Annotated in this window: 31 protein-coding genes; all 31 read left to right on the top strand. The window is 69.0% G+C overall.

What is annotated here, in order from left to right; genetic code table 11:
- Positions 1 to 9: 9 nt before the first annotated feature.
- Positions 10 to 3,897 carry a DNA-directed RNA polymerase subunit beta' gene (locus LPU43_RS12530; protein ID WP_229400519.1) on the top strand — a complete coding sequence of 1,296 codons (3,888 nt, stop codon included), beginning with the start codon at positions 10 to 12 and terminating at the stop codon, positions 3,895 to 3,897.
- Positions 3,898 to 4,041: 144 nt separating this feature from the next.
- Complete coding sequence (locus LPU43_RS12535) at positions 4,042 to 4,410, top strand: hypothetical protein (RefSeq protein ID WP_229400521.1); 369 nt, start codon at positions 4,042 to 4,044, stop codon at positions 4,408 to 4,410.
- 646 nt (positions 4,411 to 5,056) lie between these two features.
- Entirely contained in the window at positions 5,057 to 5,425 is a 369-nt protein-coding gene (locus LPU43_RS12540; protein ID WP_229400522.1) for a hypothetical protein, read from the top strand.
- Positions 5,426 to 6,152: 727 nt separating this feature from the next.
- Complete coding sequence (gene rpsL / locus LPU43_RS12545; protein WP_007465318.1) at positions 6,153 to 6,527, top strand: 30S ribosomal protein S12; 375 nt, start codon at positions 6,153 to 6,155, stop codon at positions 6,525 to 6,527.
- A 1-nt stretch (position 6,528) separates the two neighbouring features.
- Positions 6,529 to 6,999: a 30S ribosomal protein S7 gene (rpsG, locus tag LPU43_RS12550; RefSeq protein ID WP_013735957.1), complete on the top strand. Its 471-nt coding sequence runs from the start codon at positions 6,529 to 6,531 to the stop codon at positions 6,997 to 6,999.
- Between the two features lie 77 nt (positions 7,000 to 7,076).
- Positions 7,077 to 9,173 (top strand): elongation factor G, encoded by a 2,097-nt coding sequence (gene fusA / locus LPU43_RS12555; protein WP_255685317.1) that lies wholly within the window; start codon positions 7,077 to 7,079, stop codon positions 9,171 to 9,173.
- 222 nt (positions 9,174 to 9,395) lie between these two features.
- Positions 9,396 to 10,589, top strand: coding sequence for an elongation factor Tu (gene tuf / locus LPU43_RS12560; RefSeq protein ID WP_229400524.1), 1,194 nt, complete (start codon positions 9,396 to 9,398; stop codon positions 10,587 to 10,589).
- Between the two features lie 357 nt (positions 10,590 to 10,946).
- Positions 10,947 to 11,255, top strand: coding sequence for a 30S ribosomal protein S10 (gene rpsJ / locus LPU43_RS12565; protein ID WP_007073037.1), 309 nt, complete (start codon positions 10,947 to 10,949; stop codon positions 11,253 to 11,255).
- Between the two features lie 11 nt (positions 11,256 to 11,266).
- Complete coding sequence (gene rplC, locus LPU43_RS12570) at positions 11,267 to 11,932, top strand: 50S ribosomal protein L3 (protein WP_229400526.1); 666 nt, start codon at positions 11,267 to 11,269, stop codon at positions 11,930 to 11,932.
- On the top strand, positions 11,929 to 12,579 hold the full coding sequence (rplD, locus tag LPU43_RS12575; RefSeq protein ID WP_229400528.1) for a 50S ribosomal protein L4: 651 nt from the start codon (positions 11,929 to 11,931) through the stop codon (positions 12,577 to 12,579). The genes rplC and rplD overlap by 4 nt, the downstream gene beginning before the upstream one ends.
- A complete protein-coding gene (gene rplW, locus LPU43_RS12580; protein WP_229400530.1) occupies positions 12,576 to 12,878 on the top strand; it encodes a 50S ribosomal protein L23 in 303 nt (100 codons plus the stop codon). The genes rplD and rplW overlap by 4 nt, the downstream gene beginning before the upstream one ends.
- A 12-nt stretch (positions 12,879 to 12,890) precedes the next feature.
- Positions 12,891 to 13,730 (top strand): 50S ribosomal protein L2, encoded by an 840-nt coding sequence (rplB, locus tag LPU43_RS12585; protein ID WP_229400531.1) that lies wholly within the window; start codon positions 12,891 to 12,893, stop codon positions 13,728 to 13,730.
- A gap of 12 nt (positions 13,731 to 13,742) precedes the next feature.
- Positions 13,743 to 14,024 carry a 30S ribosomal protein S19 gene (gene rpsS / locus LPU43_RS12590; RefSeq protein WP_046567212.1) on the top strand — a complete coding sequence of 94 codons (282 nt, stop codon included), beginning with the start codon at positions 13,743 to 13,745 and terminating at the stop codon, positions 14,022 to 14,024.
- 40 nt (positions 14,025 to 14,064) lie between these two features.
- Positions 14,065 to 14,523, top strand: a complete 459-nt coding sequence (gene rplV, locus LPU43_RS12595; protein WP_229400532.1) for a 50S ribosomal protein L22 — start codon at positions 14,065 to 14,067, stop codon at positions 14,521 to 14,523.
- A complete protein-coding gene (gene rpsC, locus LPU43_RS12600) occupies positions 14,523 to 15,389 on the top strand; it encodes a 30S ribosomal protein S3 (RefSeq protein WP_229400534.1) in 867 nt (288 codons plus the stop codon). Before rplV ends, rpsC begins: the two co-directional genes overlap by 1 nt.
- Before the next feature lie 3 nt (positions 15,390 to 15,392).
- Positions 15,393 to 15,818, top strand: coding sequence for a 50S ribosomal protein L16 (rplP, locus tag LPU43_RS12605; protein WP_229400536.1), 426 nt, complete (start codon positions 15,393 to 15,395; stop codon positions 15,816 to 15,818).
- A complete protein-coding gene (rpmC, locus tag LPU43_RS12610) occupies positions 15,818 to 16,054 on the top strand; it encodes a 50S ribosomal protein L29 (protein ID WP_074472523.1) in 237 nt (78 codons plus the stop codon). Before rplP ends, rpmC begins: the two co-directional genes overlap by 1 nt.
- Positions 16,051 to 16,329 (top strand): 30S ribosomal protein S17, encoded by a 279-nt coding sequence (rpsQ, locus tag LPU43_RS12615; protein WP_229400537.1) that lies wholly within the window; start codon positions 16,051 to 16,053, stop codon positions 16,327 to 16,329. The genes rpmC and rpsQ overlap by 4 nt, the downstream gene beginning before the upstream one ends.
- A gap of 97 nt (positions 16,330 to 16,426) precedes the next feature.
- Positions 16,427 to 16,795 (top strand): 50S ribosomal protein L14, encoded by a 369-nt coding sequence (gene rplN, locus LPU43_RS12620; protein WP_007465279.1) that lies wholly within the window; start codon positions 16,427 to 16,429, stop codon positions 16,793 to 16,795.
- Positions 16,792 to 17,112, top strand: a complete 321-nt coding sequence (gene rplX / locus LPU43_RS12625; RefSeq protein ID WP_013288626.1) for a 50S ribosomal protein L24 — start codon at positions 16,792 to 16,794, stop codon at positions 17,110 to 17,112. The genes rplN and rplX overlap by 4 nt, the downstream gene beginning before the upstream one ends.
- On the top strand, positions 17,112 to 17,681 hold the full coding sequence (gene rplE, locus LPU43_RS12630) for a 50S ribosomal protein L5 (protein WP_145773674.1): 570 nt from the start codon (positions 17,112 to 17,114) through the stop codon (positions 17,679 to 17,681). The genes rplX and rplE overlap by 1 nt, the downstream gene beginning before the upstream one ends.
- 1 nt (position 17,682) lies before the next feature.
- A complete protein-coding gene (locus LPU43_RS12635; RefSeq protein WP_007073023.1) occupies positions 17,683 to 17,868 on the top strand; it encodes a type Z 30S ribosomal protein S14 in 186 nt (61 codons plus the stop codon).
- Between the two features lie 94 nt (positions 17,869 to 17,962).
- On the top strand, positions 17,963 to 18,370 hold the full coding sequence (rpsH, locus tag LPU43_RS12640) for a 30S ribosomal protein S8 (RefSeq protein ID WP_018784557.1): 408 nt from the start codon (positions 17,963 to 17,965) through the stop codon (positions 18,368 to 18,370).
- A 16-nt stretch (positions 18,371 to 18,386) separates the two neighbouring features.
- Positions 18,387 to 18,929 carry a 50S ribosomal protein L6 gene (gene rplF, locus LPU43_RS12645; protein ID WP_229400539.1) on the top strand — a complete coding sequence of 181 codons (543 nt, stop codon included), beginning with the start codon at positions 18,387 to 18,389 and terminating at the stop codon, positions 18,927 to 18,929.
- Positions 18,926 to 19,315, top strand: coding sequence for a 50S ribosomal protein L18 (rplR, locus tag LPU43_RS12650; protein ID WP_229400540.1), 390 nt, complete (start codon positions 18,926 to 18,928; stop codon positions 19,313 to 19,315). Before rplF ends, rplR begins: the two co-directional genes overlap by 4 nt.
- Before the next feature lie 33 nt (positions 19,316 to 19,348).
- Complete coding sequence (gene rpsE / locus LPU43_RS12655) at positions 19,349 to 19,963, top strand: 30S ribosomal protein S5 (RefSeq protein ID WP_007073019.1); 615 nt, start codon at positions 19,349 to 19,351, stop codon at positions 19,961 to 19,963.
- A complete protein-coding gene (rpmD, locus tag LPU43_RS12660) occupies positions 19,963 to 20,145 on the top strand; it encodes a 50S ribosomal protein L30 (RefSeq protein WP_229400546.1) in 183 nt (60 codons plus the stop codon). Before rpsE ends, rpmD begins: the two co-directional genes overlap by 1 nt.
- Positions 20,145 to 20,588: a 50S ribosomal protein L15 gene (gene rplO / locus LPU43_RS12665; protein ID WP_229400548.1), complete on the top strand. Its 444-nt coding sequence runs from the start codon at positions 20,145 to 20,147 to the stop codon at positions 20,586 to 20,588. The genes rpmD and rplO overlap by 1 nt, the downstream gene beginning before the upstream one ends.
- A 237-nt stretch (positions 20,589 to 20,825) precedes the next feature.
- The gene (secY, locus tag LPU43_RS12670; protein WP_229400550.1) at positions 20,826 to 22,154 is read left to right on the top strand and encodes a preprotein translocase subunit SecY; all 1,329 of its coding nucleotides are present in this window, start codon (positions 20,826 to 20,828) and stop codon (positions 22,152 to 22,154) included.
- Entirely contained in the window at positions 22,155 to 22,808 is a 654-nt protein-coding gene (locus LPU43_RS12675; protein ID WP_229400552.1) for an adenylate kinase, read from the top strand. It abuts the gene before it with no gap.
- A gap of 90 nt (positions 22,809 to 22,898) precedes the next feature.
- Positions 22,899 to 23,459: type I methionyl aminopeptidase (gene map, locus LPU43_RS12680; protein WP_229400554.1), on the top strand; the 561-nt coding region annotated here is incomplete at its 3' end.

Here is a 23,459-nt window from a genome sequence, read left to right on the forward strand (position 1 = left end):
GGGGACATAGTGCTCGACGTCAACTTCTTCGACGAGCTGCGCATCGGTCTCGCGACCGCTGACGACATCCGTCAGTGGTCGCACGGTGAGGTCAAGAAGCCCGAGACGATCAACTACCGCACCCTCAAGCCGGAAAAGGACGGGCTCTTCTGCGAGAAGATCTTCGGTCCGCAGCGGGACTGGGAGTGCTACTGCGGTAAGTACAAGCGGGTCCGGTTCAAGGGCATCATCTGCGAGCGCTGCGGCGTCGAGGTGACCCGCTCCAAGGTCCGCCGAGAGCGGATGGGTCACATCGAGCTGGCCGCTCCGGTGACCCACATCTGGTACTTCAAGGGCGTGCCGAGCCGGCTGGGCTACCTGCTGGACCTCGCCCCGAAGGACCTCGAAAAGATCATCTACTTCGCCTCGTACGTGATCACGAGCGTGGACGCGGAGTCGCGTCACCGCGACCTCTCGACCATCGAGAACGAGATCCTGGCCGAGAAGCGGCAGTCCGAGAACAGCCGTGACTCGGAGATCGAGAAGCGGGCCGCCAAGCTCGAGGCCGACCTGGCCGAGCTGGAGGCCGAGGGCGCGAAGGCGGACGTCCGGCGCAAGGTCAAGGAGGGCGGAGAGCGCGAGATGCGCCAGATCCGCGACCGGGCCCAGCGCGAGATCGACCGCCTGGACGAGGTGCTCGACACCTTCCGCAAGCTGGAGCCGAAGCAGCTCGTCACCGACGAGCTGCTCTACCGGGAGCTGCGCGACCGGTTCGGCGAGTACTTCACCGGCGCGATGGGCGCCGAGGCCATCAAGGCGCTGGTCCAGAACATGGACCTCGACGCCGAGGCCGAGAACCTGCGCGAGACCATCCGGTCGGGCAAGGGCCAGCGGAAGATCCGGGCGCTCAAGCGGCTGAAGGTCGTCGCCGCGTTCCTGAACACCCGCAACTCGCCGCTCGGCATGGTGCTGGACTGCGTCCCGGTCATCCCGCCGGACCTGCGCCCGATGGTGCAGCTCGACGGTGGCCGCTTCGCGACCTCCGACCTGAACGACCTGTACCGCCGCGTGATCAACCGGAACAACCGCCTCAAGCGGCTGATCGACCTCGGCGCGCCCGAGATCATCGTCAACAACGAGAAGCGGATGCTCCAGGAGGCCGTCGACGCGCTGTTCGACAACGGCCGTCGCGGCCGGCCGGTCACCGGGCCGGGCAACCGCCCGCTCAAGTCGCTGTCCGACATGCTCAAGGGCAAGCAGGGCCGGTTCCGGCAGAACCTGCTCGGCAAGCGCGTCGACTACTCCGGCCGTTCGGTCATCGTGGTCGGCCCGAAGCTGAAGCTGCACCAGTGCGGCCTGCCCAAGCAGATGGCGCTGGAGCTGTTCAAGCCGTTCGTGATGAAGCGGCTGGTCGACCTCAACCACGCGCAGAACATCAAGTCCGCCAAGCGGATGGTCGAGCGGCAGCGGCCGGTCGTGTGGGACGTGCTGGAAGAGGTCATCGGCGAGCACCCGGTGCTGCTGAACCGCGCGCCGACCCTGCACCGCCTGGGCATCCAGGCCTTCGAGCCGCAGCTCGTCGAGGGCAAGGCGATCCAGATCCACCCGCTGGTCTGCACCGCGTTCAACGCCGACTTCGACGGCGACCAGATGGCGGTGCACGTGCCGCTGTCCGCCGAGGCCCAGGCCGAGGCGCGCATCCTGATGCTGTCGTCGAACAACATCCTCAAGCCGGCCGACGGCAAGCCGGTCACCATGCCCACCCAGGACATGGTCATCGGCCTGTACCACCTCACCCACCTCACCACCGGTGAGCGGGGCGAGGGCCGGGTGTTCAGCTCCGACGCCGAGGCGCGGATGGCGTTCGACGCCGGCGAGCTGCACCTGCAGGCGCCGGTGCGGATCCGCCTGCGCGGGCTGGTCGGGGTCGACAACGGCGCCGGCGGCGAGCAGTGGGTCGCGCCGGAGGGCTGGGTCGAGGGTGACCCGATCACCGTCGAGACCACCCTGGGCCGGGTGCTGTTCAACGAGACGCTGCCGCAGGGCTACCGCTTCGTGAACTACGAGATCCGCAAGGGTCAGCTCTCCGCGATCGTCAACGACCTCGCCGAGCGCTTCCCGAAGGTGGCCCTGGCGGCCACCCTCGACGGGCTCAAGGAGGCCGGTTTCCACTGGGCCACCTGGTCCGGCGTGACGATCGGCATGGAGGACGTCATCGCTCCGCCGCGCAAGCGGGAGATCCTGGAGCGGTACGAGAAGGAAGCCGACCGGATCGACAAGCAGTACCAGCGGGGTCTGATGACCGCCGAGGAGCGTCGCGGCGAGCTCATCGAGATCTGGACCAAGGCGACCAACGAGGTCGCCAGGGAGATGGACACCGCGCTGCCGCAGGAGAACCCGCTGTGGAAGATGATCAACTCGGGTGCCCGCGGTAACCTGCTCCAGCTCCGGCAGATCGCCGCGATCCGCGGCCTCGTGGCCAACCCGAAGGGCGAGATCATCCCGCGTCCGATCAAGGCGTCGTACCGCGAGGGTCTCTCCGTGCTGGAGTACTTCATCTCCACGCACGGTGCCCGTAAGGGTCTCGCCGACACCGCGCTGCGGACCGCCGACTCGGGTTACCTGACCCGGCGTCTGGTGGACGTCTCGCAGGACGTCATCATCCGCGAGGAGGACTGCGGCACCGACCGGGCCATCCCGATGCAGATCGGCGAGCGGCGCGACGGCAAGCTGTACGTCCACGAGCACGCCGAGACCAGCGTGCACGCCCGGACCCTGGCCGACGACATCAAGGGCCCGGACGGGACCGCCGTCGCGCACCGGGGCCAGGACGTCAACTCCATCCTCGTCGACGCGATCGTCGCCGCCGGGGTGGAGACGGTGCGGGTGCGCAGCGTGCTCACCTGCGAGTCGAAGCTGGGCGTCTGCGGGGCGTGCTACGGCCGCTCGCTGCCGACCGGCAAGACCGTGGACGTCGGCGAGGCGGTCGGCATCATCGCCGCCCAGTCGATCGGTGAGCCCGGTACGCAGCTCACGATGCGGACGTTCCACACCGGTGGTGTCGCGGGTGAGGACATCACCCAGGGTCTGCCCCGGGTCCAGGAGATCTTCGAGGCCCGGATTCCGAAGGGCAAGGCGCCCATCGCCGACACCCCGGGCCGGATCCGGATCGAGGACGGCGAGCGGTCGCGGAAGATCATCGTGGTGCCGGACGACGGCTCCGACGAGATCGTCTACGACAAGATCTCCAAGCGGGTCCGGCTGCGGGCCCACGACGGCGACCACGTCGAGGTCGGCGAGAAGCTCACCGAGGGCACCATCGACCCGCACGAGCTGCTGCGGATCATGGGTCCGCGGGCGGTCCAGGTCCACCTGACCAGTGAGGTCCAGGAGGTCTACCGCTCGCAGGGTGTGCTCATCCACGACAAGCACATCGAGATCATCATTCGCCAGATGCTCAAGCGGGTGACGGTCATCGACTCCGGCTCGACCGAGTTCCTGCCGGGCGTGCTGGTCGACCGGGCGCTGTTCGAGTCGGAGAACCGCCGGCTCGTCGGCGAGGGCGGCGAGCCCGCCGCCGGTCGCCCGGTGCTCATGGGCATCACCAAGGCCTCGCTGGCCACCGACTCCTGGCTCTCCGCGGCCTCCTTCCAGGAGACCACCCGGGTGCTGACCGACGCGGCGATCAACTCGCGCAGCGACTCGCTGGTCGGCCTCAAGGAGAACGTGATCATCGGTAAGCTCATCCCGGCCGGTACGGGCATCAGCAAGTACCGCAACGTCCGGGTGGAGCCGACCGAGGAGGCCAAGGCCAAGGTCTACTCGATGACCGGGTACCCGGAGACCGACTACGGTTTCGGGCCGGCCAGCGGGCAGGCGGTTCCGCTGGACGACTTCGACTTCGGGTCGTACCGCTAGGCAGTGGGAAACGACGAGGCCCCCGGCACCCGCCGGGGGCCTCGTCGCGTCGCGGGCCCGCCCCGGTGGCGGTTTCCGGCGCGGGGATGCCGCCGTCCCGGCCGGGCGGGCCGGATCGTCGGTGGGGGCGGGCATGATGGTGGCATGACGACCGCGCCCGGGCAGGTGCCCGTCGCCCCGCACGGGCCGCGCCATCCCCTCGACCCCGAGCCGATCCGGTCGACGAAGGCCCGCGCGGTCTTCGCCCTCGGCCTGCTCGGCGCGCTGACCGGCCTCTTCGTCGGCGGGGTGGTCCCGGCCACGCTCGCCCTCCTGCTGGCCCGGCAGGCGCGCCGGGAGGCGTACGCCTCGGGCGGCTTCCTCACCGGCGGGGCCTGGCTGCGGCGCGGGGAGCGGCTGGCGTGGACGGGGCTGGTCCTCGTCGCCACGAGCGTGGTCATGGCCGTGGTGATCGGGGTGGTCCGGATCGCGGGCTCCCCGCTGGGGCACGACTTCGCTCCGAACGTCGACTGACCGACCGCCGAGGGGGACGGCTTCCCCGCCCGCCCACGCCGGATGGGCCGGCGACGGTAGCCTGGCCCGTGTCCGTCGCGCGGCGGTGGACACCGACCGCTGACAGGAGGCCCTCGTGACGGAACCGGCGCGGCCCTCGGGTGACCCGGCGCAGCGATCCGCCGCGCTCCCGGGCCCGACCAGTTCGCCCGGCCCTGTCGGCTCGCCTGGTCCTGTCGATTCGCCTGGCCCTGTCGGTTGGCCCCGTCCTGTCGATTCGCCCGGTCCTGTCGGCTCGCCCGGTCCTGTCGGCTCGCCCGCTTCGACCGGAGCGCCCGTTCCGGACGGTTCACCCGGCCCTGCCGGTTCGCCCGCCTCGGGTGGGGGACCCGCGCCGGCGGGGGAGAGCCCGTGGGCCAGGCCGGCCGCCGAAGTGAAGGCGGCGTCCGGGGAACTCCCGGCGCCCGGCCAGCCGTCGGCCGGGGCGTACCCGCTGGGGGTTCCCGCGCCGGGGCATCCGACCGGGGCGTATCCAGGGGTGGGCCACCACCCGTCCACGCCTGGACATCCGGTGGGGGCGGGCCTTCCGGGCCAGCCGGCGGGTGGCTGGGGTCACGTTCCGCCGCCGCCGAAGGAGGCACCCCGGCCGCCGAAGCGGGTCGAGCCGGTGCCGGGCACCCCTTTCGGCGTGGTGCACCTCGACGTCCCGCCGGTCACCTCCGGGCTGGCGATCGGATCCCTGGTGGCCGGGGTCGCCGCCGCCCTGGTCTCCCTCCTGGTGATCTGTCTGGGAGCCACCGTCAGCGGCCAGGGGAGCTGGGCGACGGGGGTGTTCACCGTGCTCGGGGTGCTGGCCGGGGGCGGGGCGGTGGTGACCGGCCTGCTCGGCATCCGGCAGGTGCGGCGGCCGGCGTCGCCTCCTGCGGTGCGCTTCACGGGGCGGGGTCTGGCGCTGGCCGGCATCGGCTGCGGCGCGGCGGGCCTCACGCTCAGCCTGCTCGGTCTGGGGCTGGCGCTCCTGCTCTCCCTGGCCTGACACGCCCGCATCACCTGCCCGGCCTCCCTGCTTCCCACCCACCCGGCCTGCTGCCCGCTCGCCTGGCCTGCTGCCCGCGCCCGGGGCCACCCGTCTGGCCACCCGCCCGGCCTGCCGCCGGGCCGCAGGGCTTGCCGGGCCGGCGCAATGTCGGCGACATGGTGGCTTCCGTGGGATCAGGACCGCGCAATGTCGGCGACATGGCGGCGGGCACACGCCGGGGCGGCGGGCGCGCGCCGGGCGGGCCGGCGGCGCGGGGCGGTGTCCGGGGCCGAGGGGCCGTGGCCGCAGGGAGCCGTTACACTTGTTGCCGTGGGTGCCCATCGCGGGTGGGCGGGCGCGACGGTTCGGCCGGCAGGGCGGTGACACCGATCTCCGGGGCCTCTCCGTTTTGACCTGTGCGGCTGTGATAGGTACTCTTTCCCCTCGTGCCCGGGCCTGCCCGGGCAACTCGTGCGTGCGCTGGACCCGGTTCGCCCGGTGATCGCGCCGCGGCACGACAGAGCAGAAGACCCGGCCGCGTCCGACCGCGTGCCGGTGACAGAACCCGGTGGGCGCGCGAGCGACGCCGCCGGGACCGTGAGCCGGGCGACACGCCCGACCGCGGGTGCCGGGGCCTCCGCGAGGCGGCCCTGGCCGGAATGTAGGAGAGCCTTCCCATCAGGGCTGGCTACGAGAGCAGACGGCGCGGCCGCCGAACGGCGGTCGAAGGGAGCGGAGAGACCCGGTGCCCACGATCCAGCAGCTGGTCCGAAAGGGCCGACAGGCCAAGACGACCAAGACCAAGACCCCGGCGCTGAAGGGTTCCCCTCAGCGGCGCGGCGTGTGCACCCGCGTGTACACCACCACCCCGAAGAAGCCGAACTCGGCCCTGCGCAAGGTCGCTCGCGTCAAGCTCAGCAGCCAGATCGAGGTGACCGCCTACATCCCGGGCGTGGGTCACAACCTCCAGGAGCACTCGATCGTGCTCGTTCGCGGCGGCCGGGTGAAGGACCTCCCCGGCGTGCGCTACAAGATCGTTCGCGGCTCGCTGGACACCCAGGGTGTCCGCAACCGCAAGCAGGCGCGGAGCCGGTACGGCGCGAAGAAGGAGAAGAGCTGAGATGCCGCGTAAGGGACCCGCTCCGCGGAAGCCGCTGGTCGCTGACCCGGTGTACAACTCGCCGCTCGTCACCCAGCTCGTGAACAAGATCCTGCTGCGTGGCAAGCGCCAGCTCGCCGAGCGCATCGTGTACGCCGCCCTGGAGGGCTGCCGCGAGAAGTCCGGCACCGACCCGGTCGTCACCCTGAAGAGGGCGATGGACAACGTCAAGCCGACCCTCGAGGTGCGCAGCCGCCGCGTCGGTGGCGCCACCTACCAGGTGCCGGTCGAAGTCCGCCCGGCCCGGGCGACCACGCTGGGCCTGCGCTGGCTGGTCACCTACTCCCGCGCGCGGCGCGAGAAGACCATGGTCGAGCGGCTGATGAACGAGCTGCTGGACGCGAGCAACGGCCTCGGTGCCGCCGTCAAGCGGCGTGAGGACACGCACAAGATGGCCGAGTCGAACAAGGCCTTCGCGCACTACCGCTGGTAACACACATGGTTCCGGCGCCCGCGCGGGCGCCGGAACCGCCACCAGTTGAGTCGAGACGACGATAAGTAGGGATTGAAGTGGCCGCCGCAGACGCGCTCGCCAACGTACGCAACATCGGCATCATGGCGCACATCGATGCCGGTAAGACCACTACCACCGAGCGGATCCTGTTCTACACCGGCATCACGTACAAGATCGGTGAGGTCCACGAGGGCGGTGCCGTCATGGACTGGATGGAGCAGGAGCAGGAGCGTGGTATCACCATCACCTCCGCTGCTACCAAGTGTGAGTGGAAGGGCCACACGATCCAGATCATCGACACGCCCGGCCACGTCGACTTCACGGTCGAGGTGGAGCGGTCGCTGCGGGTGCTGGACGGTGCGGTCGCGGTCTACGACGGCGTGGCCGGCGTGGAGCCGCAGACGGAGAACGTCTGGCGGCAGGCGGACAAGTACAACGTCCCCCGGATGTGCTTCGTCAACAAGCTCGACCGGACCGGCGCCGACTTCTTCCGCTGCGTACAGATGATGATCGACCGGCTCAACGCCACCCCGCTGGTGCTGCAGATCCCGATCGGCGCCGAGAGCGACTTCATCGGCGTGGTCGACCTGGTCGAGATGCGCGCCCTCACCTGGCGTGGCGAGACCCAGAAGGGCGAGGACTACGCGGTCGAGGAGATCCCGGCCGACCTCGCCGACTCCGCCGCCGAGTGGCGCGAGAAGCTGCTGGAGACCCTGGCCGACGTCGACGACGCGGTGATGGAGAAGTACCTGGAGGGCGAGGAGATCTCCGTCGAGGAGATCAAGGCCGCCATCCGTCGGTCCACCATCGCCGGCAAGGCCAACCCGGTCCTCACCGGCACCGCCTTCAAGAACAAGGGCATCCAGCCGATGCTGGACGCCGTCGTCGCGTACCTGCCGTCGCCGCTGGACATCCCGGCGATCGAGGGCACGGCCACCGACGGCGAGACCCCGATGCAGCGGAAGCCCTCCAAGTCGGAGCCCTTCTCCGGTCTGGCCTTCAAGATCCAGACGGACAAGCACCTCGGCAAGCTCACCTACGTGCGGATCTACTCCGGCACGCTCGAGTCCGGCTCCCAGGTGGTCAACTCCACCAAGGACCGCAAGGAGCGGATCGGCAAGATCTACCAGATGCACGCCAACAAGCGGGAAGAGCGCAGCTCGGCCCAGGCGGGCGACATCATCGCGGTGCAGGGTCTGAAGCAGACCACCACCGGTGACACCCTGTGCGACCCGGCGAACCCGGTCATCCTGGAGTCGATGACCTTCCCGGAGCCGGTCATCGAGGTGGCCATCGAGCCGAAGACCAAGGCCGACCAGGAGAAGCTCAGCACCGCCATCCAGCGGCTGGCCGAGGAGGACCCGACCTTCCGCGTCAAGCTGGACGACCAGACCGGTCAGACGGTCATCTCCGGCATGGGTGAGCTGCACCTGGACATCCTGGTGGACCGGATGCGCCGCGAGTTCAACGTCGAGGCCAACATCGGCAAGCCGCAGGTGGCGTACCGCGAGACCATCCGCCGCAAGGTGGACAAGGTCGAGTACACCCACAAGAAGCAGACCGGTGGTTCCGGCCAGTACGCCCGGGTGATCATCAGCCTGGAGCCGCTGCCGCTGGGCAACGACGCCCCGACCTACGAGTTCGCCAACGCGGTGACCGGTGGTCGCATCCCCCGGGAGTTCATCCCGTCGGTGGACGCGGGCGCGCAGGACGCCATGCAGTACGGCATCCTCGCCGGCTTCCCCCTGGTGGGCGTCAAGCTCACCCTGCTGGACGGCCAGTACCACGAGGTCGACTCGTCGGAGATGGCGTTCAAGATCGCCGGCTCGATGGTGATGAAGGAGGCGGCCCGCAAGGCCGACCCCGCGCTCCTCGAGCCGATGATGGCCGTTGAGGTCACCACTCCGGAGGAGAACATGGGTGACGTCATCGGCGACCTCAACTCCCGGCGCGGCATCATCCAGGCGATGGAGGAGCGCAGCGGCGCCCGCGTCGTCCGGGCCCTGGTGCCGCTGTCGGAGATGTTCGGCTACGTCGGCGACCTGCGGTCGAAGACCCAGGGCCGGGCTAGCTACAGCATGCAGTTCGACTCCTACGCCGAGGTTCCGAACTCGGTGGCCAAGGAGATCATCGCCAAGGCGACGGGTGAGTGACGCTCGCCTGAGCTGATTTGATGATTCGAGGCCGGTCGCGGGAGGGCATCCCCGCCCGCGACCACCTCGATCGGATTGTGTGAGACCGGGCCTGTAGGCTTCATCGCCGCAGAACCCACAAAGGCTCTCCGACCGTCAGGTCGGAAAGGCTGTCGACAGAGTCCTAAGCGCCGACCGGCGCACCGGGGCGAACGAACCAAGAAAGTCCACAGGAGGACACCAGTGGCGAAGGCGAAGTTCGAGCGGACTAAGCCGCACGTCAACATCGGCACCATTGGTCACATCGACCACGGTAAGACGACGCTGACGGCGGCCATCACCAAGGTCCTGCACGACCAGTTCCCGGACCTGAACCCGTACACGCCGTTCGACCAGATCGACAAGGCGCCGGAGGAGAAGTCCCGCGGCATCACGATCTCGATCTCGCACGTCGAGTACCAGACCGAGGCTCGGCACTACGCGCACGTCGACTGCCCCGGGCACGCCGACTACATCAAGAACATGATCACCGGTGCCGCCCAGATGGACGGCGCGATCCTGGTGGTCGCGGCGACCGACGGCCCGATGCCGCAGACCCGCGAGCACGTGCTGCTGGCCCGCCAGGTCGGCGTGCCGTACATCGTCGTGGCGCTCAACAAGAGCGACATGGTCGACGACGAGGAGCTCCTGGAGCTCGTCGAGCTCGAGGTCCGCGAGCTGCTCTCCTCGCAGGAGTACCCGGGTGACGACCTGCCGGTCGTCCAGGTCTCCGCGCTGAAGGCGCTCGAGGGCGACCCGGTCTGGACGGAGAAGCTGCTCGAGCTGATGAGCGCGGTCGACACCGCGATCCCGCAGCCGGAGCGCGAGACCGAGAAGCCGTTCCTCATGCCCGTCGAGGACGTGTTCACGATCACCGGTCGTGGCACCGTCGTCACCGGTCGTGTCGAGCGTGGCGTGCTGCTCCCGAACGAGGACGTCGAGGTCGTCGGCATCCGCGAGAAGGGCTTCAAGACCAAGGTCACCGCGATCGAGATGTTCCGGAAGACCCTGGACGACGCCCGCGCGGGCGAGAACGTCGGCCTCCTGCTGCGTGGCACCAAGCGCGAGGACGTCGAGCGCGGCATGGTGGTCATCAAGCCGGGCACCACGACCCCGCACACGGAGTTCGAGGCCACGGTCTACATCCTCTCCAAGGAGGAGGGCGGCCGGCACACCCCGTTCTTCCAGAACTACCGTCCGCAGTTCTACTTCCGGACCACGGACGTTACCGGCGTCGTCACGCTGCCCGAGGGCACCGAGATGGTCATGCCGGGCGACAACACCACGATGACCGTGAAGCTGATCCAGCCCATCGCGATGGAGGAGAACCTCAAGTTCGCGATCCGGGAGGGTGGCCGTACGGTCGGCGCGGGTCGCGTCACCAAGATCGTCAAGTGAGCTGGGTAACCCCGATTAGCGTCGCCGTCCGTAGTGCGGCATACTAGTCAGGTTGCGTAACGACGGTTCGCCGCCCGCGTCCGGCACCTGCTGGACCTCCGGGTCGTTGAACAGTCGCGCGTAGGGTGGTTGGCCTGCCCCTGGCGGCCAACCACCCTCGCACGGCGTTTGGGTCGCGGTCCTCCGCGCCCGGCGTCATGACCCACCGTGTGGTCGGTAGAAGCTCCGGGGTCCCGGGGCGGAGCCTGGCCCGAGGGCGCGACACGCCCGACCGCGGGGGTCGGCGGAAGTGGGCCTGTGCCAGCCGGTGCAGGCGCCCGCAACACAGCGGCATCGAGAGAAGGAACAGAAGCCACCATGGCGGGACAGAAGATCCGCATCCGGCTCAAGGCCTATGACCACGAGGTCGTCGACTCCTCGGCTCGGAAGATCGTCGAGACGGTGACGCGTACCGGGGCGCAGGTCGCGGGCCCGGTGCCGCTGCCCACGGAGATCAACCGTTTCTGCGTTATCCGCTCGCCGCACAAGTACAAGGACTCGCGCGAGCACTTCGAGATGCGCACGCACAAGCGGCTGATCGACATCATCGACCCGACCCCGAAGACGGTCGACTCGCTCATGCGCCTCGACCTGCCGGCTGGCGTCGACATCGAGATCAAGCTGTAGGGACCGGACAAATGGACAGGCAAGTCAAGGGGATCCTGGGCGCAAAGCTCGGCATGACCCAGGTCTGGGACAACAACCGCGTTGTCCCGGTGACCGTGGTTCAGGCCGGCCCGTGCGTCGTCAGCCAGGTTCGTAGCGCCGAGAAGGACGGTTACTCCGCGGTCCAGCTCGCCTACGGCACGATCGACCCGCGCAAGGTCAAGAAGCCGATCAGCGGGCACTACGCGAAGGCGGACGTGGCGCCGCGCCGGCACATCGTCGAGCTGCGCACCACGGACGCCGCGGACTACTCGCTCGGCCAGGAGGTCACGGTCGAGGAGTTCCCGGCCGGCGTCACCATCGACGTCACCGGCAAGACCAAGGGCAAGGGCTACGCCGGCCCGATGAAGCGGCACGGCTTCCACGGCCTGCGCGCCAGCCACGGTGTCGAGCGCAAGCACCGCTCGCCCGGCTCGATCGGCGCCTGCGCCACCCCGGGTCGCGTCTTCAAGGGCACCCGGATGGCGGGCCGGATGGGTGGCGTGCGCTACACCGTCCAGAACCTGACCGTCCAGGCGGTCGACACCGAGAACAACCTCCTGCTCGTCCGCGGTGCCATCCCCGGCCCCAAGGGCGCGCTGGTCCTGGTGCGCACCGCGGCCAAGACCAAGGTGAAGAAGGGCGGTGTGGCCAAGTGACCACCGTTGACGTCCTCAACGCCGAAGGCGCCAAGAGCGGCTCGGTCGAGCTGCCGGCGGACATCTTCGACGTCCAGGCCAACGTCGCGCTGATGCACCAGGTCGTGGTGGCCCAGCTCGCGGCGGCCCGGCAGGGCACGCACAAGACCAAGACCCGCGGCGAGGTCGCCGGCGGCGGCAAGAAGCCGTACAAGCAGAAGGGCACCGGTCGCGCCCGCCAGGGCTCGATCCGCGCGCCGCAGTTCGCCGGCGGTGGCGTGGTCCACGGCCCGGTGCCGCGTGACTACAGCCAGCGGACCCCGAAGAAGATGAAGGCCGCCGCCCTGCGTGGCGCCCTGTCGGACCGGGCCCGCGCCGGGCAGGTGCACGTCGTCGAGGCGTTCGTCTCGGGCGAGAAGCCGTCGACCAAGGCCGCCCTGGCCGCGCTGGCGAAGCTGACCGAGGCCCGCCGGGTCCTGGTCGTGCTGAGCGGCACCGACGAGCTGAACTGGGTGTCGCTGCGCAACGAGCCGCGGGTGCACCTGATCGAGGCCGGCCAGCTCAACACGTACGACGTGCTGGTGGCCGACGACGTGGTCTTCACGAAGGACGCCCTGGACGAGTTCCTCGGTGTTCCGGCCGAGACCACCGAGGAGGGTGACAAGTGAGCACGATCGCCGATCCGCGTGACGTTATCTTCGCGCCGGTCGTCTCGGAGAAGAGCTACAGCGAGCTGAACCGGAACTGGTACACCTTCCTGGTGCACCCGGACGCCAACAAGACCGAGATCAAGATCGCTATCCAGCAGATCTTCAACGTCCGCGTCCTGACGGTCAACACGCTCAACCGCGGGGGCAAGCGCAAGCGGACCAAGACTGGTTTCGGGCAGCGCAAGGCCACCAAGCGGGCGATCGTGAAGCTGGCTGACGGTGACCGTATCGAGGCCTTCGGCGGCCCGGTCAGCTGAGGGGTGTAGACAATGGCTATCCGCAAGTACAAGCCGACGACGCCGGGCCGGCGTGGCTCCAGCGTCGCCGACTTCGCCGAGATCACCCGGTCCACGCCGGAGAAGTCGCTGCTGGCTCCGCTGCCGAAGAAGGGCGGGCGTAACGCCCACGGCCGGATCACCACGCGGCACCACGGTGGCGGGCACAAGCGCCAGTACCGTCTGATCGACTTCAAGCGGGTCGACAAGGACGGGATCCCGGCGAAGGTCGCCCACATCGAGTACGACCCGAACCGCACCGCGCGCATCGCGCTGCTGCACTACGCCGACGGCGAGAAGCGCTACATCCTCGCGCCGAAGGACCTGAAGCAGGGCGACGCCGTCGAGTCCGGTCCGGGCGCCGACATCAAGCCGGGCAACAACCTGCCGCTGCGCAACATCCCGGTCGGTACGACGATCCACAACGTGGAGCTGCGTCCCGGCGGCGGCGCCAAGCTGGCCCGCTCGGCCGGCGTCGGCATCCAGCTCCTCGGCCGTGAGGGCGCGTACGCGACCCTCCGTATGCCGTCCGGTGAGATCCGGCGGGTCGACGTGCGCTGCCGCGCCAGCGTCGGCGAGATCGGCAACGCCGACCAGTCGAACATCAACTGGGGCAAGGCCGGCCGGATGCGGTGGAAGGGCAAGCGCCCGACCGTCCGTGGTGTCGCCATGAACCCGGTCGACCACCCGCACGGTGGTGGTGAGGGTAAGACCTCCGGTGGCCGTCACCCGGTCAACCCGCAGGGTAAGCCCGAGGGCCGCACCCGTCGCAAGGGCCAGCCGAGTGACCGGCTGATCGTCCGCCGCCGCTACGCCACGCGTAAGCGCGGCTGAGGGAGATAAGACATGCCTCGCAGCCTGAAGAAGGGCCCGTTCGTCGACGACCACCTGATCAAGAAGGTGGAGACGCAGAACGACAAGGGCTCGAAGAACGTCATCAAGACCTGGTCGCGGCGCTCGACGATCATCCCCGAGATGCTGGGCCACACGATCGCCGTGCACGACGGACGCAAGCACGTCCCGGTGTTCGTCACCGAGGCGATGGTCGGGCACAAGCTCGGCGAGTTCGCGCTGACCCGCACGTTCAAGGGTCACGAGAAGGACGACCGGAAGAGCCGCCGGCGCTGACGCCGCGGGCATACGGATAGAGGAACAAGGGGTTACAGCGATGCCAGGAAAGGGCGACGCTCCGGTGCTTCCGGGCGCGCGGGCGATTGCGCGGCACGTGCGCATCTCGCCGATGAAGGCGCGCCGGGTGGTCAACCTCGTCCGCGGCCTGCCCGCGAAGGAGGCGCTCACGGTGCTGCAGTTCGCGCCGCAGGCTGCGAGCGAGCAGGTGTACAAGGTGCTCGCGAGCGCGATCGCCAACGCGGAGAACAACGAGCGGCTGGACCCCGACGCGCTGCTCGTCAGCGAGGCGTTCGTCGACGAGGGCCCGACGATGAAGCGGTTCCGGCCGCGGGCGCAGGGTCGGGCGTACCGGATCCGCAAGCGCACGTGCCACATCACCGTGGCGGTCGAGGCGGTGGCTCCGGCCGCGCCGAAGAAGTCCGCGGCGAAGAAGGCCGCCCCGGCGCAGCAGGCCGAGGCCGCTGAGACGGAGAGCAAGACGGAGGGCGCCGAGTAATGGGTCAGAAGGTTCACCCCACCGGGTTCCGGCTCGGCATCTCGACCGACTGGAAGTCCCGCTGGTTCGCGGACAAGCTCTACAAGGACTACATCGGCGAGGACGTCAAGATCCGCCGCATGATGTCCCAGGGCCTCGAGCGTGCCGGCATCTCCAAGGTCGACATCGAGCGCACCCGCGACCGGGTCCGCGTCGACATCCACACCGCCCGGCCGGGCATCGTCATCGGCCGTAAGGGTGCGGAGGCCGACAAGATCCGCGGCAAGCTGGAGAAGCTCACCGGCAAGCAGGTGCAGCTGAACATCATCGAGGTGAAGAACCCCGAGTCGGACGCGCAGCTGGTCGCCCAGGGCGTCGCCGAGCAGCTCTCCAGCCGGGTCAGCTTCCGTCGGGCCATGCGCAAGGCGATGCAGTCGGCGATGAAGAACCCGGTCTGCAAGGGCATCCGGGTCCAGGTCTCGGGTCGCCTCGGCGGCGCCGAGATGAGCCGGACCGAGTTCTACCGCGAGGGTCGGGTTCCGCTGCACACGCTGCGGGCCAACATCGAGTACGGCTTCTTCGAGGCCCGTACGACCTTCGGCCGCATCGGCGTGAAGGTCTGGATCTACAAGGGCGACGCGGTGCCGGGTCGGGAGGCTCCGGCCGAGGCTCCGTCGCGTCCGCGCCGTGAGCGCGGCGACCGCCCCGAGCGGCCGCGCCGTGGTCGGTCCGGCTCGTCCGGCACGACCGCCGGTGGTACCGAGGCCGGCCGGGCTGCCGCGACCACCATCGCGCAGCAGGCCGAGACGCCGAGCGGCGAGCCGGTGGACAGCGCTGCTGTCGCCTCGGCCGCTTCGACTCCGGCAGAAACGCAGCAGGAGGGCTGACAGATGCTGATGCCGCGCAAGCCCCCGAAGGGCTTCCGCAAGCCGCACCACCCGGACCGCAGTGGCGCGTCCAAGGGTGGCAACCGCGTGGTGTTCGGCGAGTTCGGGATCCAGGCTCTCGAGCCGGCGTACGTGACCAACCGGCAGATCGAGTCGGCGCGTATCGCGATGACCCGCCACATCAAGCGTGGCGGCAAGGTCTGGATCTCGATCTTCCCGGACCAGGCCCTGACCAAGAAGCCGGCCGAGACCCGGATGGGTTCCGGCAAGGGCTCGCCCGAATGGTGGGTGGCCAACGTCAAGCCGGGGCGGATCCTGTTCGAGATGTCCTTCCCCAACGAGCAGATCGCGCGAGAGGCGATGCGTCGCGCGATCCACAAGCTCCCGATGAAGTGCCGCATTGTTACGCGCGAAGTGGGTGAATCCTGATGGCAGCGGGCGTCAAGGCCTCCGAGCTGCGTGAGCTCTCCGAGGAGGAGCTGGTCACGAAGCTGCGCGAGGCGAAGGCGGAGCTGTTCAACCTCCGCGTGCAGGCCGCAACCGGGCAGCTGGACAACAACCGGCGGCTGCAGGTCATCCGTCGGGAGATCGCCCGGATCTACACGATCATGCGTGAGCGCGAGCTGGGTCTCTCGGTCGCGCCGACTGAGGTGACTGCATCATGAGTGAGAACACCACCACCGCCGACGCGCGGGCCCGCCGGAAGGTGCGTGAGGGCCTGGTCATCAGCGACAAGATGGACAAGACCATCGTCGTCGAGGTCGAGGACCGGGTCAAGCACGCGCTGTACGGCAAGATCATGCGCCGGACCAGCAAGCTGAAGGTGCACGACGAGCAGAACGCCGCCGGCATCGGCGACCGGGTCCTGATCATGGAGACCCGGCCGCTGTCCGCCACCAAGCGGTGGCGGCTCGTGGAGATCCAGGAAAAGGCCAAGTAGCGAAGGCTCGAGCTCGCCCGGCGTCGGTCGGGCGCAGGTTCCGCCAGGCTCCGGCCGCGGCAGGCGGCCGGAGAACCGGCAGACATAGGAGATAGACGTGATTCAGCAGGAGTCGCGACTGCGCGTCGCCGACAACACGGGTGCCCGGGAGATCCTGTGCATCCGGGTTCTCGGTGGCTCCGGTCGGCGCTACGCGAGCATCGGCGACGTCATCGTGGCCACGGTCAAGGACGCGATCCCGGGTGCCGGTGTGAAGAAGGGCGACGTGGTCAAGGCCGTCGTCGTCCGCACCGCCAAGGAGAGGCGGCGTCCGGACGGCTCGTACATCCGCTTCGACGAGAACGCCGCGGTCATCATCAAGGACGGCGGCGACCCGCGCGGCACCCGTATCTTCGGCCCGGTGGGCCGGGAGCTGCGGGACAAGCGGTTCATGAAGATCATTTCCCTCGCGCCGGAGGTGTTGTGACCGTGAAGGTCAAGAAGGGCGACACGGTCGTCGTCATCGCCGGCAAGGACAAGGGTGCCAAGGGTAAGGTCATCGCGGCCTACCCGCGGCAGGACAAGGTCCTGGTCGAGGGCGTGAACCGGGTCAAGAAGCACACCCGCATCAGCACCACCCAGCGTGGCGCCAAGACCGGTGGCATCGTCACCCAGGAGGCCCCGATCCACGTCTCGAACGTGATGGTCCTGGACTCCGACGGCAAGCCGACCCGCGTCGGTTACCGGATCGACGACAACGGCCAGAAGGTCCGCATCGCGCGTAGCACCGGTAAGGACCTGTGATGACCACGGCTACCGAAACCAAGACCATGCCGCGCCTCAAGGAGCGGTACCGCAACGAGATCGTGGCGAAGCTGCAGGAGCAGCACAACTACGGCAACCCCATGCAGGTGCCGCGGTTGGTCAAGATCGTCGTGAACATGGGTGTCGGCGAGGCCGCCCGGGACGCCAAGCTGATCGACGGCGCCGTGCGTGACCTGGCCACCATCACCGGCCAGAAGCCGCAGGTCCGGCGGGCGACCAAGTCCATCGCGCAGTTCAAGCTCCGCGAGGGCATGCCGATCGGCGCGAAGGTCACCCTCCGGGGCGACCGGATGTGGGAGTTCCTGGACCGCCTGCTCTCCATCGCGCTGCCCCGTATCCGCGACTTCCGCGGCCTGGACGGGCGCAAGCTCGACGGGCACGGCAACTACACGTTCGGCCTGACCGAGCAGTCGGTGTTCCACGAGATCGACCAGGACAAGATCGATCGGCAGCGGGGCATGGACATCACGGTGGTCACGACCGCCACGACCGACGACGAGGGCCGGGCGCTGCTCAAGCTCCTGGGCTTCCCGTTCAAGGAGAACTGAGATGGCCAAGAAGGCGCTGATCCTCAAGGCGGCCGCGAAGCCGAAGTTCTCGGTGCGCGCGTACACCCGCTGCCAGCGGTGCGGGCGTCCGAAGGCGGTCTACCGCAAGTTCGGGCTCTGCCGGGTGTGCATCCGGGAGATGGCCCACCGCGGTGAGCTGCCCGGCGTGTCCAAGGCTTCCTGGTAATAGCCCGGCGCGCTCCGCGCGTGCTGAACTGTCTCTTCGCCGTAGGCCCCGGGCCTGGCCCGGGGAACCCCGGCGAGAAAGGTTGACGAGTTTCATGACGATGACCGACCCGATCGCAGACATGCTCACGCGTCTGCGTAACGCCAACCAGGCGTACCACGACCGGGTGACGATGCCCTACTCGAAGATCAAGGCGAACATCGCCGAGGTCCTCAAGTCCGAGGGTTACATCGCCACCTGGTCGGTCGAGGAGCCCGAGGAGGGCGCCGTCGGCAAGCGACTGGTCGTCGAGCTGAAGTACGGCCAGAACCGCGAGCGGAGCCTGGCTGGCATCAAGCGCGTGTCCAAGCCCGGTCTCCGGGTGTACGCCAAGTCGGACGGGCTCCCGCGGGTGCTCGGCGGGCTCGGCGTGGCGATCATTTCGACGTCCCAGGGGCTGCTCACCGACCGGCAGGCCCGCAAGCGGAGCGTTGGCGGGGAAGTCCTCGCCTTCGTCTGGTAACGGGAGACAGGTAGAAATGTCGCGTATTGGACGTAAGTCGATCCCGGTGCCTGCCGGCGTCGACATCACGATCGACGGCCCGACCGTCAAGGTCAAGGGCCCCAAGGGCGAGCTGACCCACACCCTCGCCGAGCCGATCACGGCGGAGCGGGGCGAGGACGGCCAGCTGCACGTCAACCGGCCGAACGACGAGCGCAAGGCCAAGGAGCTGCACGGCCTGAGCCGTACCCTGGTCGCCAACATGATCGTCGGTGTGACCGAGGGCTACCGCAAGAGCCTGGAGATCGCCGGCACCGGTTACCGCGTCACGGCCAAGGGCAAGGACCTGGAGTTCGCGCTCGGGTTCTCGCACCCGGTGCTGGTGCCCGCGCCGGACGGCATCACCTTCACGGTGGAGAAGCCGACGCTGTTCCACGTGGCCGGCGTCGACAAGCAGCTGGTCGGCGAGGTCGCCGCCAACATCCGGAAGATCCGCCCGCCGGAGCCCTACAAGGGCAAGGGCGTGAAGTACCAGGGCGAGGTCATCCGCCGCAAGGCTGGAAAGGCAGGTAAGAAGTGAGCGCCACGCTGCTCAAGCGCCGCCGCGGCGTTGCCGCCAAGCGCGCCGTCGGGCGTGCGCGTCGGCACTTCCGGGTCCGCAAGAACATCAGCGGCACCGCCGAGCGTCCCCGCCTGGTCGTCACCCGGTCGCTGCGTCACATCGTGGCCCAGATCGTGGACGACACCAAGGGTCACACCCTGGCGTCGGCCTCGACCCTGGACGCCTCGCTGCGCGGCACCGAGGGCGACAAGAGCGCCCTGGCCGGCAAGGTCGGCGCCCTGCTCGCCGAGCGCGCCAAGGCCGCCGGCATCTCGAAGGTCGTCTTCGACCGCGGTGGCAACCGGTACGCGGGGCGGGTCGCCGCGCTTGCCGACGGCGCCCGCGAAGCCGGCCTCGAGTTCTAGAAACCCCGTCACGAGAGAGAAGGAAGGCTGCTGATGCCAGGTCAACAGCGCCGTGGCGGCGGGTCCGGTGGCAACGAGGGTGGTCGCCGCGACAACCGCCGTGAGGGCGGCCGCGGAAACGCGCCCGTCGAGAAGACCCCGCACCTCGAGCGGGTCGTCGCGATCAACCGCGTCGCCAAGGTCGTGAAGGGTGGTCGTCGCTTCAGCTTCACCGCCCTGGTGATCGTGGGCGACGGCGACGGCACCGTCGGTGTGGGCTACGGAAAGGCCAAGGAGGTGCCCGCGGCGATCGCCAAGGGTGTCGAGGAGGCCAAGAAGCACTTCTTCAAGGTGCCGCGGATCGCCTCGTCGATCCCGCACCCGGTGACGGGTGAGGCCGCCGCCGGCGTGGTGCTGCTCAAGCCGGCGTCCGCCGGTACGGGTGTCATCGCCGGTGGTCCGGTGCGTGCCGTGCTGGAGTGCGCGGGCATCCACGACGTGCTCTCCAAGAGCCTCGGTTCGTCGAACCCGATCAACATCGTGCACGCCACGGTGGCGGCGCTGAAGGGGCTGGAGTCCCCGGAGGCCGTCGCGGCCCGTCGTGGCCTGCCGGTCGAGGACGTCGCGCCGGCCGCGATGCTCGCGTCGCGGGCGGGGGTGGCTTCCTGATGGCTCGCCTGAAGGTCACCCAGGTCCGGTCCGAGATCGGGACCAAGCAGAACCAGCGTCACTCGCTGCGCTCGCTCGGTCTCAAGCGGATCAACGACGTGGTGGTCAAGGAGGACCGGCCGGAGATTCGCGGCATGATCTTCGCGGTCAACCACCTCGTGAAGGTCGAGGAGGTCGAGTAATGACGATCAAGGTCCACCACCTGCGCCCGGCGCCCGGTGCCAAGACCGCGAAGACCCGCGTGGGTCGCGGTGAGGGCTCCAAGGGCAAGACCGCCGGTCGCGGTACCAAGGGCTCCAAGGCCCGCAAGAACATCTCGGCGGCGTTCGAGGGTGGGCAGATGCCCATCCACATGCGCCTGCCGAAGATGAAGGGCTTCAAGAACAAGTTCAAGGTGGTCTTCCAGGTCGTCAACCTGGACAAGCTCGCCGAGCTGTTCCCCAACGGCGGCCAGGTCGGCCCGGCCGAGATGGTCGAGGCCGGTGCGGTCCGCAAGGGCCAGCCGGTCAAGGTCCTCGGCACCGGCGACCTGAACGGCGTGTCCCTCCAGGTGTCGGCGCACGCGTTCAGCGCGTCGGCCAAGGAGAAGATCACTGCCGCCGGTGGCTCCGCCACCGAGCTGTAGGCACAGGAAGCCGTGGCGCCCGCCCAGTCCTCGATGACTGGGCGGGCGTCTCGGTCTACGCCGACGACCCCCACCGGGTAACATCGGATTCGATTTATGTAGCCGGGCACACCTGCCCGGACGGGCATCGGACTGTTAGAGTCCCTTCCCAGCTATGGATATCGGGCACTCGCCCGGCACCCACCCCGACCCGCCAGGGACACCCACCGGCGGCCCGCCTCGCGCAGGAGGAAGAAGTTGCTGTCCGCCTTTCTCAGTGCGTTCCGAACGCCTGACCTGCGCAAGAAGCTGCTGTTCACGGTAGGCATCATCGCGATCTACCGGCTCGGCGCGACCCTGCCCAGCCCTGGTGTCTCCTACGGCAACGTGCAGAAGTGCCTCGACACCCTCCAGGGGGAGTCGACAGGCGTGCTCAACCTGCTGGACCTGTTCTCCGGCGGGGCACTGCTCCAGCTCTCGGTCTTCGCGCTGGGGATCATGCCCTACATCACCGCGTCGATCATCCTGCAGCTGCTCACCGTGGTCATCCCGCGGCTGGAGCAGCTCCGCAAGGAGGGTCAGGCCGGCCAGGCGAAGATCACCCAGTACACCCGCTACCTCACCCTGGGGCTGGGTGTCCTCCAGGCCTCGGCGTTCGTGGCGCTGGCCCGCTCGGGCCAGCTCTTCCAGAACAAGTGCGACCAGTTCCCGATCGTGCCCGAGGGCACCGGCATCCCGGACTGGCTGACGCTGACCATCCTGGTCATGACGATGACCGCCGGCACCGGCATGGTGATGTGGCTCGGCGAGCTGATCACCGACCGGGGCGTCGGCAACGGCATGTCGGTGCTGATCTTCACCTCGATCGCCGCCCGCCTCCCCAGCGAGGGATGGAAGATCAAGACGGAGCAGGGCTGGCCCAAGTTCTTCCTCGTGATCGCGCTGGTCCTGGTGGTCATCACCGCCGTCACCTTCATCGAGCAGGCGCAGCGCCGCATCCCGGTGCAGTACGCCAAGCGGATGATCGGCCGGCGGATGTACGGCGGCACCTCGACCTACATCCCGCTGAAGGTCAACCAGGCGGGTGTCATCCCGGTCATCTTCGCCTCGTCGCTGCTCTACCTGCCGCAGCTCGCGCTCCAGTTCTTCGACCAGACCAACCCGGGCAAGACCCAGGCCTGGATCCAGAACAACGTGGTCGACCCGTCGAGCCCGCTGCACATCGTGATCTACTTCCTGCTGATCATCTTCTTCACGTACTTCTACGTCTCGATCACGTTCAACCCGACCGAGGTCGCGGACAACATGAAGAAGTACGGCGGCTTCGTGCCGGGCATCCGCCCCGGCAAGCCGACCGCCGACTACCTCGACTTCATCCTCAGCCGGATCACCCTGCCGGGTGCGCTCTACCTGGGCATCGTCGCGGTCCTGCCGAACTTCTTCTTCATCTGGCTGAACAACCAGCAGTTCCAGAACTTCCCGTTCGGCGGCACCGCTGTGCTCATCATGGTCGGCGTCGGTCTGGAGACCGTGAAGCAGATCGAGAGCCAACTCATGCAGCGGAACTACGAAGGGTTCCTGCGGTAGATGCGACTCGTTCTGGTTGGCCCGCCGGGTGCGGGCAAGGGCACGCAGGCGGAGTTCGTCGCCGCGCACCTCTCGGTCCCGAAGATCTCGACCGGTGACATCTTCCGGGCGAACGTTTCCCAGGGCACCCCGCTCGGGGTCGAGGCCAAGCGCTACATGGACGCGGGCAAGCTGGTCCCGGACGAGGTGACCATCAACATGGTCCGGGACCGGCTCGCCGAGCCGGACGCCTCCGAGGGCTTCCTGCTCGACGGGTTCCCGCGCACCACGCCGCAGGCCGCCGCGCTGGACAAGCTCCTCGCCGACCTCGGCACCGCGCTGGACCTGGTGCTGGAGCTGGTCGTCGACGACGACGAGGTGATCCGGCGGCTGTCGGGCCGGCGCACCTGCCGGGGCTGCGGCAAGATCTGGCACGTCGAGTTCGACGCGACGACCCGGGACGGCATCTGCGACCGCTGCGGCGCCGAGCTGTTCCAGCGCGACGACGACAAGCCGGAGACGATCGCCGCCCGGCTGCGGGAGTACGCCGAGAAGACCGCGCCGCTGGTCGACTACTACGGCGCCCAGGGCAAGCTGGTGGGCATCGACGCCACCGGCCCGGTGGAGGACGTCACCGTCCGCGCCATCGACGCCCTCCGCTCCTACGGCGGCTGACGACGACCGCCGGCTCCGGCGGATAGAGTGCGAACAGCGGGGTACGTCCGACGTGCCCCGCTGTTCCGTGCGACGAAAGGTACCGGCTCCATGCGCCGTCCCCAGCTGGACATCCAGCTGAAGACCCCCGACCAGATCGAGAAGATGCGTGCCGCCGGCCTGGTGGTCGCCGAGGCGCTGCGTCGGATGCGGGAGGCGGTAGCCCCCGGGGTCAGCACCGCCGACCTGGACGCGATCGCCGAGTCGACCATCCGGGAAGCGGGCGGAACCCCCTCGTTCAAGGGCTACCACGGCTTCCCCGCCTCGATCTGCTCCTCGGTCAACGAGCAGGTGGTCCACGCGATCCCCGCGCCGGAGCAGGTGCTCCGGGAGGGCGACATCATCTCGATCGACTGCGGCGCCGTCCTCGCCGGCTGGCACGGCGACGCGGCGATCACGGTCGGCGTGGGGGAGGTCGACCCGGCGCTGCTGAAGATGGCCGCGGTGGCCGAGGACGCGATGTGGGCCGGGATCGCCGCCGCGGCGCGCGGGGCGGCCAGCGGCCGGGGGCGGCTCACCGACATCTCCCACGCGGTGGAGAACGCGGTCCGCAAGGGCGGTCGGTACGGCATCGTCGACGGCTACGGCGGGCACGGCATCGGCACCGAGATG

The organism is Micromonospora okii (genome assembly GCF_020884795.1).
In the GTDB taxonomy this organism is placed as follows: Bacteria; Actinomycetota; Actinomycetes; order Mycobacteriales; family Micromonosporaceae; genus Micromonospora; species Micromonospora okii.

Excerpts from the sequence above, each read along its gene's own strand:
- rpsJ (WP_007073037.1), top strand. The coding sequence starts at position 10,947 with ATGGCGGGACAGAAGATCCGCATCCGGCTCAAGGCCTATGACCACGAG.
- rplE (WP_145773674.1), top strand. The coding sequence starts at position 17,112 with ATGACCACGGCTACCGAAACCAAGACCATGCCGCGCCTCAAGGAGCGG.
- rpsS (WP_046567212.1), top strand. The coding sequence starts at position 13,743 with ATGCCTCGCAGCCTGAAGAAGGGCCCGTTCGTCGACGACCACCTGATC.
- rpmC (WP_074472523.1), top strand. The coding sequence starts at position 15,818 with ATGGCAGCGGGCGTCAAGGCCTCCGAGCTGCGTGAGCTCTCCGAGGAG.
- LPU43_RS12535 (WP_229400521.1), top strand. The coding sequence starts at position 4,042 with ATGACGACCGCGCCCGGGCAGGTGCCCGTCGCCCCGCACGGGCCGCGC.
- rplO (WP_229400548.1), top strand. The coding sequence starts at position 20,145 with ATGACGATCAAGGTCCACCACCTGCGCCCGGCGCCCGGTGCCAAGACC.
- rplB (WP_229400531.1), top strand. The coding sequence starts at position 12,891 with ATGGCTATCCGCAAGTACAAGCCGACGACGCCGGGCCGGCGTGGCTCC.
- rpmD (WP_229400546.1), top strand. The coding sequence starts at position 19,963 with ATGGCTCGCCTGAAGGTCACCCAGGTCCGGTCCGAGATCGGGACCAAG.
- rplV (WP_229400532.1), top strand. The coding sequence starts at position 14,065 with ATGCCAGGAAAGGGCGACGCTCCGGTGCTTCCGGGCGCGCGGGCGATT.
- LPU43_RS12675 (WP_229400552.1), top strand. The coding sequence starts at position 22,155 with ATGCGACTCGTTCTGGTTGGCCCGCCGGGTGCGGGCAAGGGCACGCAG.
- rpsE (WP_007073019.1), top strand. The coding sequence starts at position 19,349 with ATGCCAGGTCAACAGCGCCGTGGCGGCGGGTCCGGTGGCAACGAGGGT.
- rplF (WP_229400539.1), top strand. The coding sequence starts at position 18,387 with ATGTCGCGTATTGGACGTAAGTCGATCCCGGTGCCTGCCGGCGTCGAC.
- rplP (WP_229400536.1), top strand. The coding sequence starts at position 15,393 with ATGCTGATGCCGCGCAAGCCCCCGAAGGGCTTCCGCAAGCCGCACCAC.
- rpsG (WP_013735957.1), top strand. The coding sequence starts at position 6,529 with ATGCCGCGTAAGGGACCCGCTCCGCGGAAGCCGCTGGTCGCTGACCCG.
- rpsH (WP_018784557.1), top strand. The coding sequence starts at position 17,963 with ATGACGATGACCGACCCGATCGCAGACATGCTCACGCGTCTGCGTAAC.
- rplC (WP_229400526.1), top strand. The coding sequence starts at position 11,267 with ATGGACAGGCAAGTCAAGGGGATCCTGGGCGCAAAGCTCGGCATGACC.
- LPU43_RS12635 (WP_007073023.1), top strand. The coding sequence starts at position 17,683 with ATGGCCAAGAAGGCGCTGATCCTCAAGGCGGCCGCGAAGCCGAAGTTC.
- rpsQ (WP_229400537.1), top strand. The coding sequence starts at position 16,051 with ATGAGTGAGAACACCACCACCGCCGACGCGCGGGCCCGCCGGAAGGTG.
- rpsC (WP_229400534.1), top strand. The coding sequence starts at position 14,523 with ATGGGTCAGAAGGTTCACCCCACCGGGTTCCGGCTCGGCATCTCGACC.